The sequence below is a fragment of the Arthrobacter arabinosi genome, from assembly GCF_054511115.1.
Genome location: NZ_JBTNDF010000002.1, coordinates 50,952 through 65,522, shown reverse-complemented (window position 1 = coordinate 65,522; position 14,571 = coordinate 50,952). Strand labels below are relative to the sequence as shown.

General features: G+C 71.8%; 15 protein-coding genes. 12 read left to right on the top strand and 3 right to left on the bottom strand.

Translation table 11 applies throughout. The annotated features are described in order from the left end of the window. Positions 1–24: 24 nt before the first annotated feature. The gene (locus ACX80P_RS04525) at positions 25–633 is read right to left on the bottom strand and encodes a class I SAM-dependent methyltransferase (RefSeq protein WP_459276863.1); all 609 of its coding nucleotides are present in this window, start codon (positions 631–633) and stop codon (positions 25–27) included. A gap of 122 nt (positions 634–755) precedes the next feature. Between ACX80P_RS04525 and hflX the strand changes: the two genes are divergently transcribed. Next, positions 756–2,339, top strand: a complete 1,584-nt coding sequence (gene hflX, locus ACX80P_RS04520; RefSeq protein WP_459276862.1) for a GTPase HflX — start codon at positions 756–758, stop codon at positions 2,337–2,339. Further along, a complete protein-coding gene (locus tag ACX80P_RS04515) occupies positions 2,332–4,404 on the top strand; it encodes an ATP-dependent DNA helicase (protein ID WP_459276861.1) in 2,073 nt (690 codons plus the stop codon). The genes hflX and ACX80P_RS04515 overlap by 8 nt, the downstream gene beginning before the upstream one ends. 31 nt (positions 4,405–4,435) lie before the next feature. Here the strand turns inward: ACX80P_RS04515 and lexA are convergent, their stop codons facing one another. Next, positions 4,436–5,146 (bottom strand): transcriptional repressor LexA, encoded by a 711-nt coding sequence (gene lexA / locus ACX80P_RS04510; protein WP_459277489.1) that lies wholly within the window; start codon positions 5,144–5,146, stop codon positions 4,436–4,438. Positions 5,147–5,526: 380 nt separating this feature from the next. Here lexA and ACX80P_RS04505 point away from each other — a divergent pair, with 380 nt between their 5' ends. The 9 genes from ACX80P_RS04505 (at position 5,527) to ACX80P_RS04465 (ending at position 12,526) form a co-directional block, all read left to right on the top strand. Then, on the top strand, positions 5,527–6,045 hold the full coding sequence (locus ACX80P_RS04505; RefSeq protein WP_459276860.1) for a LysM peptidoglycan-binding domain-containing protein: 519 nt from the start codon (positions 5,527–5,529) through the stop codon (positions 6,043–6,045). A gap of 54 nt (positions 6,046–6,099) precedes the next feature. Beyond that, positions 6,100–7,194 carry a histidinol-phosphate transaminase gene (locus ACX80P_RS04500; RefSeq protein ID WP_459276859.1) on the top strand — a complete coding sequence of 365 codons (1,095 nt, stop codon included), beginning with the start codon at positions 6,100–6,102 and terminating at the stop codon, positions 7,192–7,194. Positions 7,195–7,270: 76 nt separating this feature from the next. Beyond that, positions 7,271–7,960, top strand: a complete 690-nt coding sequence (locus ACX80P_RS04495; protein WP_459276858.1) for a DUF2461 family protein — start codon at positions 7,271–7,273, stop codon at positions 7,958–7,960. A gap of 122 nt (positions 7,961–8,082) precedes the next feature. Then, positions 8,083–8,700, top strand: coding sequence for an imidazoleglycerol-phosphate dehydratase HisB (gene hisB, locus ACX80P_RS04490; protein WP_459276857.1), 618 nt, complete (start codon positions 8,083–8,085; stop codon positions 8,698–8,700). Continuing rightward, a complete protein-coding gene (gene hisH / locus ACX80P_RS04485; protein ID WP_459276856.1) occupies positions 8,697–9,335 on the top strand; it encodes an imidazole glycerol phosphate synthase subunit HisH in 639 nt (212 codons plus the stop codon). The genes hisB and hisH overlap by 4 nt, the downstream gene beginning before the upstream one ends. Before the next feature lie 4 nt (positions 9,336–9,339). Beyond that, entirely contained in the window at positions 9,340–9,495 is a 156-nt protein-coding gene (locus ACX80P_RS04480) for a CG2302 family histidine operon protein (RefSeq protein ID WP_459276855.1), read from the top strand. Positions 9,496–9,587: 92 nt separating this feature from the next. Continuing rightward, positions 9,588–10,346 (top strand): bifunctional 1-(5-phosphoribosyl)-5-((5-phosphoribosylamino)methylideneamino)imidazole-4-carboxamide isomerase/phosphoribosylanthranilate isomerase PriA, encoded by a 759-nt coding sequence (gene priA / locus ACX80P_RS04475; RefSeq protein WP_459276854.1) that lies wholly within the window; start codon positions 9,588–9,590, stop codon positions 10,344–10,346. Continuing rightward, complete coding sequence (locus ACX80P_RS04470) at positions 10,343–11,197, top strand: SseB family protein (protein ID WP_459276853.1); 855 nt, start codon at positions 10,343–10,345, stop codon at positions 11,195–11,197. Before priA ends, ACX80P_RS04470 begins: the two co-directional genes overlap by 4 nt. A gap of 27 nt (positions 11,198–11,224) precedes the next feature. Further along, positions 11,225–12,526 (top strand): MFS transporter, encoded by a 1,302-nt coding sequence (locus tag ACX80P_RS04465; protein WP_459276852.1) that lies wholly within the window; start codon positions 11,225–11,227, stop codon positions 12,524–12,526. Between the two features lie 95 nt (positions 12,527–12,621). Here the strand turns inward: ACX80P_RS04465 and ACX80P_RS04460 are convergent, their stop codons facing one another. Further along, positions 12,622–13,074 carry a DUF1844 domain-containing protein gene (locus ACX80P_RS04460; RefSeq protein ID WP_459276851.1) on the bottom strand — a complete coding sequence of 151 codons (453 nt, stop codon included), beginning with the start codon at positions 13,072–13,074 and terminating at the stop codon, positions 12,622–12,624. A gap of 333 nt (positions 13,075–13,407) precedes the next feature. On the opposite strand from ACX80P_RS04460, the gene infC reads away from it, so the two are divergent. Further along, entirely contained in the window at positions 13,408–14,478 is a 1,071-nt protein-coding gene (infC, locus tag ACX80P_RS04455; RefSeq protein ID WP_459276850.1) for a translation initiation factor IF-3, read from the top strand. Positions 14,479–14,571 lie beyond the last annotated feature (93 nt).

Genomic DNA, 14,571 nt, shown 5'->3' with positions numbered 1-14,571 from the left:
GCGGCCGGTCCCCGACACCGCGCGTCACTCCGTCCGATGCACCTCCAGGATGCGGAAGGACTTGGACGTCTCCGCACGCCGGACGCTGAAGCCCTCGGGGAGTTCCCCGCCGAGCCAGCGCTGCAGCGAGTCGGCGCCGAGGTTCTTCTGCACCACCAGCCAGGCCCGCCCGCCCGGAGCGAGGCGCGGGAGCCAGCGCAGCAGCAGCGCGTGCAGTTCCTGCTTGCCGATGCGGATCGGCGGATTGGACCAGATGGTGTCGAACTCGAGGGCGTCGTCCACGGCATCGGGCGTGCCGGCCACCACGTTGCCCAGTCCGAGCCGTGCGGCGTTCTCCCGGGTCAGCGCGACGCACCGTTCGTTGACGTCGACGGCGTGGACCACGGCGTCGGGCGCGCGCAGCGCCATGGTGAGGGCGATCGGCCCCCACCCGCTCCCGACGTCGAGCATGCGGTGCCCCTGCGGGTCCGGAACGGTGTCGAGCAGGATCGCGGTGCCCTTGTCGACGCCGTCGGGGCTGAACAGGCCCGACGACGTCACGAGGTCCCGGCGGGCGCCGTCCAGGACGACGGAGAGCGGCCGGCGCGTGTCCGGTCCCGCAGGCTGGGCGCTGAAATAGTGCTGAGACTCCATGGGCAGAAGCCTATCGGCACGCCGGGAGCCGGCACGGGAGGGCGGGTTTCGCGCTGGGAGAATACGCTGGAGTGCGCCGGGCAGTCAGCCGTAGGATTGAAGTCCACTGAACTAGGGAGACCATGACCGAGAATCACGGACATTCCACCGGCGCCGACATGGGCCCGGAGGAGATCCAGGCCGTCATCGACCGGATCCTCGCCAGCGACGAAGCTGCCGTGGCCAAGGCGAAGAACGGAACACCGGGCACGGAGGAGCCGTCCGTGCCGACCGAGAAGACCTGGCGGTCACGGGCCCTGGCCCTCTCGCAGGACGACGGGCCGTCGGGCGCCGACGGAGACCAGGAGGACCTCGCGGAGCGCCGCGCGCTCCGCCGCGTCGCGGGCCTGTCCACCGAACTCGAGGACGTCACCGAGGTCGAGTACCGGCAACTCCGGCTGGAGCGCGTCGTCCTCGCCGGCCTGTGGAGTGAGGGGACCGCGCAGGACGCCGAGAACTCCCTGCAGGAGCTCGCCGCGCTGGCTGAGACGGCCGGGTCGGAGGTGCTCGACGGCATCGTCCAGCGGCGCCTCAAGCCGGACCCGGGCACGTTCCTCGGCTCGGGGAAGGCCCAGGAGCTCAAGGGCATCGTCCAGGCCACCGGGGCCGACACCGTGATCGTCGACAGCGAGCTGTCGCCGTCGCAGCGCCGCGGGCTGGAGGACATCGTGAAGGTCAAGGTGATCGACCGGACCGCCCTGATCCTCGACATCTTCGCCCAGCACGCCAAGAGCCGCGAGGGCAAGGCGCAGGTGGAACTCGCGCAGCTCGAGTACCTGCTCCCGCGCCTGCGCGGCTGGGGTGAGTCGATGTCCCGCCAGGCAGGCGGCCAGGTCGGCAGCGCGGGCGCCGGCATGGGCTCGCGCGGTCCCGGCGAGACGAAGATCGAACTCGACCGGCGGAAGATCCGCACGCGCATGGCGAAGCTCCGCCGCGAGATCGCCGGGATGAAGCCCGCGCGGGAGACCAAGCGGTCCAACCGCCGGCGCAACCAGGTGCCCTCCGTGGCCATCGCCGGCTACACCAACGCCGGGAAGTCGTCGCTGCTGAACCGGCTCACCGACGCCGGCGTCCTGGTCGAGAACGCGCTGTTCGCCACGCTGGATCCGACGGTCCGCAGGGCGGAGACGCCGGACGGGATCGGGTACACCCTCGCCGATACCGTCGGGTTCGTCCGCTCCCTGCCCACCCAGCTCATCGAGGCGTTCCGCTCCACGCTCGAGGAGGTCGCCGACTCCGACCTGATCCTGCACGTCGTCGATGCCTCCCACCCCGACCCCGAGGGTCAGATCGCCGCGGTCCGCGCCGTCCTGACCGAGGTCGACGCCCGCAAGGTGCCCGAGATCATCGTGCTCAACAAGGCCGACGCCGCCGACCCGTTCGTCATCGAACGCCTGCGGCAGCGCGAACCCCGGTCCGTCGTCGTCTCCGCACGGACGGGAGCGGGGCTGACGGAACTCCGCCAGCTCATCAGCACGAGCATCCCGCGCCCGGGCGTGAAGCTGGACCTGATGGTGCCGTACGAGCGGGGCGAGATCCTCAGCCGCCTCCACGAGGAGGACGTCGAGATCCTCGGCCTCGAACACGTCGGTGAGGGCACGCGCCTCGAGGTGATGGTCCGGGAGGGCCTGGCCGCCGAGCTGGAGGCATACGTCCGGCATGAGTGAGAGCACGCGGTCCGGCGCCGGGGCGGCGTCGGACGCGGCTCCCCCCTCGGCTGAAGCCCGACAGGCCCTGGAACTGCTCGACGCCGCGGTGGGGGCCATGGGCGGGGAGATGCGTTCCGGCCAGCACGAGATGGTCCGCCAGGTGAGTGAATCGATCCGGTCGGGCGAGCACCTGCTCGTCCAGGCCGGCACCGGCACCGGGAAGTCGCTCGCGTACCTGGTGCCCCTGATCGCGCATGCGATGGACAGCGACCGCCCCTCCATCGTCTCCACCGCCACGCTCGCCCTCCAGGCGCAGATCGTGGGTCGGGATCTCCCGCGCCTCCTCGAGGCCGTGGGACCCGCCCTCACGCGCCCCGTCGACGTCGCCCTGCTCAAGGGCCGGTCGAACTACGTCTGCCTCCACAAGACCGGCGGCGGCTTCCCCGAGGAGGACGCCCCCGGCACGCTGTTCAGCCTCGGCGAGGACGCCGCTCCGCACCCGGCCCCGGCCACCGACGGCCCGTCCTCGGCGCTGGGCAGGGACGTGGTGCGGCTGCGCGAATGGGCCGAGGAGACCGGAACCGGCGACCGCGACGACCTCGTGCCGGGCGTGAGCGACCGCGCGTGGCGGCAGGTGTCCGTCTCCAGCATGGAGTGCCTTGGCGCCGCCCGGTGCCCGATGGCCCAGGAGTGCTTCAGCGAGAAGGCCCGCGCCGCGGCAGCGGACGCCGACATCATCATCACCAACCACGCCATGCTCGCGATCAGCGCCTTCGAGGGACTGGCCGTGCTGCCGGAGTACGACGTCGTCGTCATCGACGAGGCGCACGAACTCCACGACCGCGTCACCGGCGCCGTCTCCGGCCAGCTCTCCGCCCCGATGGTGACCGCGGCCGCCGCGGCCCTCCGCCGCCACGCCTCGATCACCACCGGCGCCCTCGACACGGCGGCCGACGCGTTCGAGGCGGCCGCCGAGCTCGTCCCCTCGGGCCTGCTGCCGGGAGGACTGCCCGAGGATCTCGAGCAGTCCCTCGCCCAGGTCAGGGATGCTGCCCGCGCGGCGCTGTCGGACACGAAGACGGACGGCAAGTCCGAAGCCGACGTCGACGGCGGACGGCAGGTCGCGCGGTCCCGCACCACGCTGGTCTTCGAGCTCGCCGAGCGGATCCTCGCGGCGTCGGACCTCAACGAGGTCGTCTGGGCGTCGCGGCCCAGCACTTTCACGCCGGGCTCCGGCTACTCGCAACCCGACGAGAGCGCGCCCGCGACGCTGAACGTCGCGCCACTGTCCGTCGCCGGACGGCTGCGGGAGGGACTGTTCGAGGACCACACCGTGATCCTGACGTCCGCGACCCTCGCGATCGGTTCCGAGTTCGGTCCCGTCGCGGGATCGCTGGGCCTCAGCGGTCCCGGCGCGCCCGCCTGGACCGGCATCGACGTCGGGAGCCCCTTCGACTACCCGCGGCAGGGCGTCCTCTACATGGCGAAGGACCTGCCCAAACCCGAGCGCGGCACCTCCGACGCGCAGCTCGAGGAGCTCCTGCGGCTGCTCACAGCGTCCCGGGGAGGCGCCCTGGGACTGTTCTCGTCGAAGCGTGCCGCCGAGGAGGCGGCCGAGGCGCTGCGCCCGAAGGTCGACTTCGAGATCCTGTGCCAGGGGGAGTCCTCGCTCAACGCGCTGGTCACGCAGTTCGCGGACGAACCCGACACCTGCCTGTTCGGCACCATGTCGCTGTGGCAGGGCGTCGACGTGCCGGGGCTCTCCTGCCGGCTGGTCGTGATCGACCGCATCCCGTTCCCGCGGCCGGACGATCCGCTGATGACCGCGCGCACCCGGGCGGTCGCCCGCAGCGGCGGCAACGGGTTCATGAGCGTGTCCGCCACCCACGCCGCCGTCCGGCTCGCGCAGGGCGCCGGCCGACTCATCAGGGCGACGGAGGACCGGGGTGTCGTCGCCGTCCTGGACAGCCGCCTCGCCACCGCGAGGTACGGGGGCTTCCTGCGGGCCGCCCTCCCGCCCTTCTGGACGACGACGGACCGCGCCACCGTCACGGGGATCCTGGAGCGTCTCGCGGGGCGCTGACGCGTCCCGGCCCGCTCCCGGCGCTACCCGGCTACAGGGCGCGCATCACCGAGACCACCTTGCCCATGATGCTGGCGTGGTCACCGAGGATGGGTTCGTAGCGGGTGTTCTGCGGCAGGAGCCACGTGTGGCCGTCACGCTGCCGGAAGGTCTTGACCGTGGCTTCGTCGTCGAGCAGGGCCGCGACGATGTCGCCGTTCTGGGCGCTCTGCTGACGGCGGACGACGACCCAGTCGCCGTCGCAGATGGCGGCATCCACCATCGAGTCCCCCGAGACCCTGAGCATGAAGAGGTCCCCGTGGCCGACGAGCTGGCGGGGCAGGGGCATGACGTCCTCCACCATCTGGTCTGCGAGGATCGGTCCACCCGCGGCGATGCGGCCCACGAGCGGCACCAGGGCGGTGTCGACGGCGATCTGGTACTCGGAGGGTTTGCCCGGGGTCGATCCGACCGGGCCCGCGGACGTGTCCGGGGCGAGGGTGAGGGGGAGCAGGACCTCCATGGCACGGGGACGTTTCGGGTCCCTGCGCACATAACCGAGCCGCTCGAGCTGCGACAGCTGATGGGTCACGCTGGACAGGCTTGCGAGGCCGACGGTGTCGCCGATCTCCCGCATGGACGGCGGGTAGCCCTTGTCGGCGATCGACCGCTGGATCGTCTCGAGGATCGTCAGCTGCCGGGCGGTCAGGCCCTTGGATGCGGAGCGGCCGCGGGGCCTGCCCCGGCCCGCTGAGATGGGCACGGCGCCTGCCGGAGCATCGGCGGTGTTCGAATCCTGCCGGGCTGCCGCTGTTGGTTCCGCCACTGTCGCGCCTTTCGCCTGGGATCGCCGATCCCGTCGTCACCGCCGTTCGGCATCCGTGGACCGGAAACCGTATTTGTCAGAGGCGGCTGGTTGTGTAGGGGATGTCGGCTCGGGAAGCGCCCCGGAGGGGCAGCATCCGCGGTCGACATCCTGTCCCCTTCACGCTAGGACAGACGGGCGCAGTTATCAAACATGTGTTCGACCGAGTCTCGACACGGGTCGTTGCTAAGTGCTAGAAATAGGCAGAGCCAAATAGAACGTGTGTTCGAATCAGGCGGTTGACCTGACCGGAGCATTCGAAGGAAAGAGGATCGGCAATGGTTGTAGCACCTGTACTGCACGGCAGCTCGCTGTGGACGCCCAGCCGCGGTGACGGCCGCCTCCGGCTCGTCCCCTCGCCTGATGCGTCCACCCGCCCCTCCGTGCCCTCGTCCTTCGCCGCCCCCTCCCGTGCCGACTCCGCCCGTACCTCCATGCAGCCCCGTTCCTCCATGCAGCCCCGTACCTCCACGCAGCGGAGTGCGGAAGGCCCCCTGACGCTCACCCGGCGAGGGCGCCTGCTGCTGGTCGGACTGCCGATCGCCCTCGGCGTCGCCGCCCTGATCCTCCTCGGAGCATTCCTCACCTCCCAGGCCCAGGCGGGGGAATCGGCGCCGACCACCACGGCGACCGTCGAGGTGAGCGTCGCGGCCGGGGAGACCCTCTGGGACCTCGCCATGCAGTACGCGCCCGAGCGCGACCCCCGGGACACCGTGGCGGAGATCGTCGAACTCAACGACCTGCCGAACTCCGTGGTGCAGGCCGGGCAGCGCGTCGCGGTACCCACCGAGGGCTGACCGGCTCACGCCGCCCATTGGTCCCCGGACGACGGCATCCCTTAAACTCGACGGGTGCCCTCCTCCGTCGACGCCCTCGCCAACCTTCCCCTGCGTGACGATCTCGTCGGGCTGCACCCCTACGGTGCTCCCCAGCTGGACGTCCCGATCCTGCTCAACGTCAACGAGAACACCCATGGCGTGCCGGCGGACGTCCACGCGGCCATCGTCGAGGCTGTCGCCGAGGCGACCCGGGGGCTCAACCGTTACCCCGACCGCGAATTCACCCAGCTCCGGAAGAACCTCGCCGGGTATCTCGGGCACGGCCTCACGCCCGACCAGCTGTGGGCCGCCAACGGCTCCAACGAGGTGCTCCAGCAGGTCCTCCAGGCGTTCGGTGGTCCCGGGCGCACCGCCATCGGCTTCCCGCCCACCTACTCCATGTACCCTCTGCTCGCGAGCGGCACCGGGACGCGCTACATCACCGCCGACCGCGGCGCCGCCTACGCGATGACGCCGGAGGACACCGCGCGCGCCGTCCGGGAATCGGGCGCGAACATCGTGTTCCTCTGCTCACCGAACAACCCGACCGGCACGGCGCTCGGCCTCGACGTGGTGGAGGCGGCCTACGCGGCCGGCGAGGACGCCCGCGCGATCATCATCGTGGACGAGGCCTACGGGGAGTTCGCCCAGGAGGGCACGGAGAGCGCCCTCACCCTCCTTCCGGGACGCCCGCGGCTGCTCGTTTCGCGGACCATGAGCAAGGCGTTCGCCCTCGCCGGCGCGCGGATCGGCTACCTCGCGGCCGCGCAGGAGGTCACCGACGCCCTGCGTCTTGTCCGGCTGCCCTACCACCTGTCCGCCATCACCCAGGCCGCCGCGAACGCAGCCCTCACCCACGCGGACACGCTGCTGGCGAACGTCGAGGCGATCAAGGTGCAGCGGGACCGCATCGTGCGCGAGCTCGAGGGCCTCGGTCTCGCTCCGGCCCCATCGGACGCCAATTTCGTGTTCTTCTCCGGCCTCGAGGACCCGCATCGCGTCTGGCAGGGACTGCTCGACGCCGGGGTCCTCATCCGCGACGTCGGTATCCCCGGCTCCCTGCGGGTGACCGCGGGCACCGAGGAGGAGACGACGGCTTTCCTGGAAGCGCTGGCGACCCTGCTCTGACGCCCGCGCCGCACCCCGTGCGGGGGAGCCCTTCCGGGTCTTGCGCCACCTGCGGGCATCGCCCATCATGTGTCGCATGGAGCGTCCGATCTTCGACGAGGCGCAGTCGTTCTTCGCGCGGCTGGAGGCGGACAACTCCCGCGACTTCTGGGCCCGTGAACGACGCCTGTACGAGGACGGTGTCCGCCCGGTCTTCACCGCGGTGTGCGCGGCCCTGACGGTCTTCACGGAGTGGCGGATCTACCGCCCGCACAACGACCTCAGATTCCGGGCGGACAGCCCCCCGTACAAGACCTTCATCGGCGCGGTCGCCGATCGGCCCGACGGCGTGGGCGCGTTCATCCGCGTGAGCAGCCTCGGCCTGCTGGTCGCCACCGGCCTGCCGCTGCCCGCAGCCGACCAGCTCGCCCGCTTCAGGTCCGCGGTGGCCGACGCCGTGTCCGGCCCCGCCCTGGTCGCCGCGATCAGGGCGATCACCGGAGGCGGGATGATGCTCCGCCCCGGCCGCGCCGAACCGCTGAAGCGGGTGCCGCGCGGGTACCCGGCGGACCACCCCCGGGCGGACCTGCTGCGCTGGAAGGGCATCGAGGTCAACCACCGCGTCCGGCGGCCCGCCTGGGTGGATGTCGCCTCCGCGTCCTCGGGCATCGACGCGCTCCTGCGCGAACCCGTCGCCTTGCACGAGTGGCTGAGCCGCTACGTGGGTGCGTCCGCCCTGACCGCGGAGGAGCGGTTCGGACCGCCGGGCGGCGCCCGGGCGCGGTGACGGGCGGACGGCCCGGGCGGGTGCACCTAGAATTGAAGGGCAGGACCGCGAGGTGGCATGCGCCATCCGCCCTGGTCCCACGTCGATCCGTGCCCGAATGACGCGCACAGAAGGAAGAAGCCATGACAGTTGATGCCGCCCGCGGCCGCACGGCCCGCATAGAGCGCGTCACCAGCGAGTCCGATGTCCTCGTCGAGCTCGACCTCGACGGCACGGGGATCTCCTCGATCGACACCACGGTGCCGTTCTACGACCACATGCTCACGGCCCTGTCGAAGCACTCACTCATCGACATGACCATCAAGTCCTCCGGCGACACGCACATCGACGTCCACCACACCGTGGAGGACACGGCCATCGCGATCGGCGAGGCACTGCGCCTCGCCCTCGGCACGAAGGCCGGGATTCGGCGCTTCGGCGAGGCCACGGTCCCGCTGGACGAGGCGCTGGCCAACGCCGTCGTCGACATCTCGGGACGCCCGTTCCTCGTCCACGGCGGGGAGCCGGCCGGCCAGGAGTACCACCTCATCGGCGGACACTTCACGGGATCGCTGACGCGCCACGTCTTCGAAGCCCTCGCCCTGCACGCACAGATCTGCCTGCACGTCACCGTCCTCGGCGGCCGCGACCCGCACCACATCGTCGAGGCCCAGTTCAAGGCCCTCGCCCGGGCGCTCCGCGCCGCCGTCGAACCGGACCCGCGCGTCGAGGGAATCCCGTCCACGAAGGGAGCGCTGTGACCGCCCGCACCGTCACCGTCCTCGACTACGGATCGGGCAACGTCCGCTCCGTGGTGCGTGCCCTCGAACACGTGGGCGCCGACGTCGTCCTCAGCGCCAAGCCGGACGATGTCCTGAACGCCGACGGGCTCCTCGTCCCCGGCGTCGGTGCCTTCGCCGCCGTCATGAAGGGCCTCAAGGACGTCGACGCCCTCCGGATGATCGGACGCCGCGTCGCCGGTGGACGCCCCGTCCTCGGGATCTGCGTGGGCCTGCAGGTGCTGTTCGACGAGGGCGTGGAGCACGGCGTGCGCACGCCGGGCATGGGCGAGTGGCCCGGAACCGTGGAGCGGCTGCAGGCCGACGTCGTGCCCCATATGGGCTGGAACACCGTCGAGCCGCCCGAGGACACCGTCCTGTTCGACGGCATCGGCGACGAACGGTTCTACTTCGTGCACTCCTACGGCGTCCAGGACTGGTCCTTCGACGTCACGCAGCCGGCCATGAAGCCGCCGCAGGTCACCTGGTCCCACCACGGCGGCCCGTTCATCGCAGCCGTCGAGAACGGTCCGCTCAGCGCCACCCAGTTCCACCCCGAGAAGTCCGGCGACGCGGGGGCCCAGCTCCTGCGCAACTGGATCGACGGGCTGCGGTGACCCGATGGTGAGCCTCGTGCTCATGGGCGTGGCCGGGCTCCTCATCGGCGGCGCCTTCTCCCTGCGCGGACAGGAGTTCCCGCGCTGGGTGTGGATCGCCTTCCTCGCCCTCGCCGGACTGTCGCTCGTGGCCGCCTACCTGTTCACGCTGACCGACTGAACCGGCGCGGTCAGCCCCCTCCGCCTCTCCCACCGCCTCTCCACCGCTCCTCCACCGCGGCCCCGCCGCCCGTACGAAAGCAGCCAGCAGACATGAGCCCCTTCGCCGAATCTCCCACCCTCGAGCTCCTTCCTGCCGTCGACGTCGCCGACGGCCAGGCCGTCCGCCTGGTGCAGGGCGAGGCGGGCAGCGAGACCGGCTACGGGGACCCCGTGGACGCCGCCCGCGCCTGGCAGGACGCCGGCGCCGAGTGGGTGCACCTCGTGGACCTCGACGCCGCCTTCGGTCGCGGATCCAACAGGGACCTGCTCGAGCGCGTGGTGAAGGACCTCGACATCAAGGTGGAACTCTCCGGGGGCATCCGCGACGACGCGTCGCTGGAGGCGGCCCTGGAGCTCGGCGCGACGCGCGTCAACCTGGGCACCGCGGCGCTCGAGAACCCCGAATGGACGGAGCGGGTGATCGCCCGCTACGGGGACGCCATCGCCGTCGGGCTCGATGTCCGCGGGACGACGCTCGCGGCACGCGGCTGGACGGAGGAGGGTGGCGACCTGTGGGAGGTCCTCCAGCGCCTCGAGGACGCCGGCTGCGCACGTTACGTCGTCACGGACGTGACGAAGGACGGCACGCTCAGGGGACCGAACCTCGAACTCCTGAAGGACGTGCTGGCGAAGACCACCCGCCCCGTCGTCGCCTCCGGGGGCATCTCCAGCCTCGACGACATCGCCGCCCTCCGCGAACTCGTTCCCCTCGGGCTCGAGGGCGCGATCGTCGGAAAGGCCCTCTACGCCGGGGCGTTCACCCTGCCGCAGGCCCTGGACGTGGCAGGACTGCCCGCCTGGGACGCGTGAGCGGCCGGCAGCTCCCCGCCCACATCGCGGCGGCCCTCGCCGGCAACACGGCGGATTCCGCCGGGCAGCCCTGGGCCGGCCGCGACCTCTCCGGCCCGGAGAACCCGCTGCACGCGTTCGACGACGACGACGGCGCGGGCGACCCCCGGCTCGCTGCGGCCCTGACCGGGCTCCTCGCACCCGCGGGCGGGCCCGGCGATGCCGAGCGGGCGGTCTTCGGAGCCCTGGCGACGGCCAGGGTGTTCATCCCGATCGTCGCCCGGCTCAGCGAACCGGGGGACGCCCCCACCGGCCTGCACTCCGACAAGGAGGCCGAGATGGCGCTCGTCACCCTCACGGGGCCGGACGGCCGCACGGCCCTGCCGGTCTTCTCCTCCACCGCGGCCCTGGCCCGCTGGCACGAGGACGCGCGTCCCGTTGCCGCCTACGCGTCGCGGGCCGCCCTCGCCGCTGCTGCCGACGGGGCGCAGCTGATGGTGCTCGACCCGGGGGCCGACCTCACGTTCGTGCTCCGGCGTCCTGCCGTCTGGGCCCTCGCCCAGCAGGTCCCCTGGACGCCGTCCTACGAGGACCCCGCGGTCGCGTCGCTCGTCGAGCAGGCGGTTCGCCGGCAGGAGGACATCCTCGCGGTCGGGCTGCGGCCCGCGGGCGGGGTGCTGACCCGGACGGCCGGCGGTAGCATTGCCTCCGGTGGGGGACCGGGCCCCGAGCTCCGGATGGACCTGCAGCTCCGCCCGGGCCTGTCCCCCGAGGAGGTGCGCGACGTCGTCGACTCCTTCCGCGGGACGCTCCTGGGCCTCACCGACTTCGTGGAACGCGTCGACTCGCTCGACATCAAACTCACCCGCTGACCGCGTCGTCGGCCAGAAAGACGAAAAGTGAACTTCGCCGTATACCGCGACCTGCTGCGCATGCGCCCCGTCCGGACACTGCTCCTCGTCGGGATGATCGCCCGCTTCCCGCACTCGGCGGCCGGGGTGCTGCTCACCCTGCACGTCGTCCAGACCCTCGACCGCGGCTACGCGGAGGCGGGCGCCGTCGCCGCCGTCGTCACGATCGGTATCGCCGTCGGCGCCCCATGGCGCGGCAGGCGGATCGACAGTGCCGGGCTGCGCCGCGCCCTCGTCCCCTCGATCGTCGCCGAGGCCGTCATCTGGTCGGTCGCCCCCCACCTGTCCTACCAGTGGCTGCTCGTCGCGGCGCTGGTCGGCGGACTCTTCACCCTGCCGGCGTTCTCCGTGATCCGCCAGGCGCTCGGCGTCCTCGTGGACGGGGACCGGCGGCGCACCGCCTTCACCCTCGACGCCATCTCCACCGAGGTCATCTTCATGGCCGGTCCCGCGGTGGGGGTCGTCCTGGCCACCCAGGTGTCCACGGTGCTGGGCCTGACGCTGGTCGGGATCGCCACCGCCTCGGCGGGCCTGTTCCTCCTGTGGTTCAACCCGCCCACGCGGTCGGACCAGCTGCCGGACGCCGTCACGGTCGCCGCCTCTGCGCCGGCCGGGATCAACGAGGCCGCGGCCGACCTGATCGGCGCCCGGAACGCCGGCTCCGAGGAGCACCACGCCGGTTCGCTGCTGCGCAGGGGAGTGCGGAAGGTCTTCCCTTGGTTCACCGTGCCGCTGGCGATGGTCATGGTCACCGCCGCGGGGGCGGGGCTCGTCCTCTCGGGATCGGAGGTGGGCATCGTCGCCGCACTCGAACACGCCGGCAACGAGGGCCAGCTCGGCCTCGTGTTCGTGGCATGGTGCGCGGCCTCGGTGGTCGGCGGCCTCCTCTACGGAGCGCTGCACCGGCCGGTCCCGCCGTCGCTGCTCCTGCTCGGCATGGCGCTGCTGACCCTCCCCATGGGATTCGCCGAGACCACGCTGTCGCTGGCCCTGCTGTCCATCCCGGCGGGCCTGCTCTGCGCACCGGTCCTCTCCGCCGCCTCCGAGAAGGTCGCCGACCTCGTCACGGAGGAGCGCCGCGGTGAGGCGATGGGCTGGTACGGTTCGGCGCTGACGTCCGGCGTCGCGCTCGGCGCGCCGATCGCCGGGGTCCTCATCGACGCCGTCGGGCCGTGGGGCGGCTTCACCGCCGTGGGCGTCGTGGCGGCGCTCGTCGGGGTCGCCGGGTTCATGGCTCGCGACCTGGGCACCCGGCCGACGGCGGCGGACCGGGCTCGCGCCTCGCGCTAGGCGCCCGGCCGGCGCCCTGCCTCCGTGATACGAAGACGGCCCGCACCCGGGAGGGTGCGGGCCGTCGTCCGTCCTGACGGTTGGGGCCGACGGTGTCAGTTGACGGGGCCCGTGTACTTCTCCCCGGGGCCCTGGCCGGGCGCATCCGGGATGATCGAGGCCTCCCGGAAAGCGAGCTGCAGCGAGCGGAGCCCGTCCCGCAACGGCCCCGCGTGCTGGGACCCGATCTCCGGGGCTGCTGCCGTGACGAAGCCGGCCAGCGCGGTGATCAGCTTCCGCGCCTCGTCGAGGTCCTTCAGCTGGTCCGCGTTCTCCTCGTGTCCGAGTCCGCACTTCACGGCGGCCGCGCTCATGAGGTGCACCGCCGAGGTCACGATGACCTCCACGGCCGCCACCTCCGAGATGTCCCGCATCTGCTGCCGGACGCCCTCCTCGGCCTCGTCCGGCCTACTGTGGCCGTGGTCCTGCTCCTCGGAGAAGCTGCGGCGGGAGACCCCGGCCGGTCCTCCGGCGGGGGTCTGCTGCGGGTTGTCGTGTGGCGTGTCCATACTGGTAAGCTTGGCATAGACCAACCGGTCGCCGTTAGCTGCTGTGCTCTTCGAGCAGGCTCGGCGCCGGTCTGCAAGCGGAGTCCTCTCCCACCCGCGTTTGCCTGGTGCGACCTCAGGTCGCATTGCAGGTAGCCGGGTTCCTGGTCGGTACTGTCACTGATCGTGCAGGAGGCTCAGGCTTCCGCCGATCACCGACGACCGGTCACCGAGGCCTCCGATTGCGCATGCGATGGGAGGCCTTCTTTCGTCCGCAGGCGGTTTCAGCTCGAGAATCCACAGGAGTCACACATTAGCGAGCCAAGAATCAACGATCGTATCCGCGTTCCCGAGGTGCGGTTGGTCGGACCTGCCGGCGAACAGGTAGGGATCGTCCGTATCGAGGACGCGCTCCGACTTGCCGCCGAGTCCGACCTCGATCTGGTCGAGGTGGCACCGCAGGCAAAGCCTCCGGTCGCCAAGCTCATGGATTTTGGTAAGTACAAGTACGAAGCGGCCGTCAAGGCCCGCGAGGCGCGGAAGAACCAGACCAACACGGTCCTGAAGGAGATCCGCTTCCGCCTCAAGATCGACACGCACGACTACGAGACCAAGCGCGGGCACGCCATGCGCTTCCTCGGTGCCGGTGACAAGGTCAAGGCCATGATCCAGTTCCGCGGACGCGAGCAGCAGCGGCCCGAGATGGGCATCCGTCTGCTCCAGAAGTTCGCGGACGACGTCGCCGAGGTCGGCATCGTCGAATCCTCACCCCGGATCGACGGACGCAACATGGTGATGGTGATCGGCCCCACGAAGAACAAGGCCGAAGCCAAGGCCGAAGCGCGCCGGGAGACCCAGCGCGCGGAGGCGAAGGCCGCGAACGAGGTCGCGAAGTCGGGTGGCGAGGTCCAGCGGGTCGACACCTCCGGGTCCAGCGGCGCACCGCTCACGCAGTCCCTCGCGGATCTGCTGCCCGAGGGCTTCGAGATCAGGACCGAGCCCGAGGCTCCCGTCCAGGCTGCTCCTGTCCAGGAAGCCCCTGCCGCTGCCGAGGCCGCTCCGGCGACCACCGAGGCTCCGGCCGCACCGGTGCGCCAGGCCCCGCCCGTCCGTCAGGCCGCCCCGGTCCGCCAGGCCGCCCCGGCCCGCACGTCGTCGGCCCCCCGGTCGACGTCGTCCAGGCCCGCCGCCGAGCGACCCGCGCCCTCCCGTTCCTCGGCGCCCGCGCCGACGACGGCGGAAGCCAGCCCGGCTCCCCGCCCGGCGGCGGCGCCTGCGCCGAAGCCGGCAGCAGCGGCTCCCAAGCCGGCCGCCGCCATGCCGAAGCCCGGCGCGCCGAGGCCGACGGCGACCCCCAAGCCAGCCGGCAGAACGGCTCCGACCAAGAGCCCGACCAGCCGCCCCAAGCCCGGAAGCACGGACTAGGGCTCCGGCCCTGTCCTTCGGGCACGTTCGAAACCAGCAGGCACCCTCGGGTGCCGAACGCCCGGTGCACCCGCCCCGGCTATCCAAAGGAGA

What these genes read in the sequence shown, in the direction of transcription:
- ACX80P_RS04480 (WP_459276855.1), top strand. Translation starts at nt 9,340, where the DNA reads ATGGTGAGCCTCGTGCTCATGGGCGTGGCCGGGCTCCTCATCGGCGGC.
- ACX80P_RS04505 (WP_459276860.1), top strand. Translation starts at nt 5,527, where the DNA reads ATGGTTGTAGCACCTGTACTGCACGGCAGCTCGCTGTGGACGCCCAGC.
- ACX80P_RS04525 (WP_459276863.1), bottom strand. Translation starts at nt 633, where the DNA reads ATGGAGTCTCAGCACTATTTCAGCGCCCAGCCTGCGGGACCGGACACG.
- hisB (WP_459276857.1), top strand. Translation starts at nt 8,083, where the DNA reads ATGACAGTTGATGCCGCCCGCGGCCGCACGGCCCGCATAGAGCGCGTC.
- hflX (WP_459276862.1), top strand. Translation starts at nt 756, where the DNA reads ATGACCGAGAATCACGGACATTCCACCGGCGCCGACATGGGCCCGGAG.
- ACX80P_RS04460 (WP_459276851.1), bottom strand. Translation starts at nt 13,074, where the DNA reads ATGGACACGCCACACGACAACCCGCAGCAGACCCCCGCCGGAGGACCG.
- ACX80P_RS04495 (WP_459276858.1), top strand. Translation starts at nt 7,271, where the DNA reads ATGGAGCGTCCGATCTTCGACGAGGCGCAGTCGTTCTTCGCGCGGCTG.
- priA (WP_459276854.1), top strand. Translation starts at nt 9,588, where the DNA reads ATGAGCCCCTTCGCCGAATCTCCCACCCTCGAGCTCCTTCCTGCCGTC.
- ACX80P_RS04515 (WP_459276861.1), top strand. Translation starts at nt 2,332, where the DNA reads ATGAGTGAGAGCACGCGGTCCGGCGCCGGGGCGGCGTCGGACGCGGCT.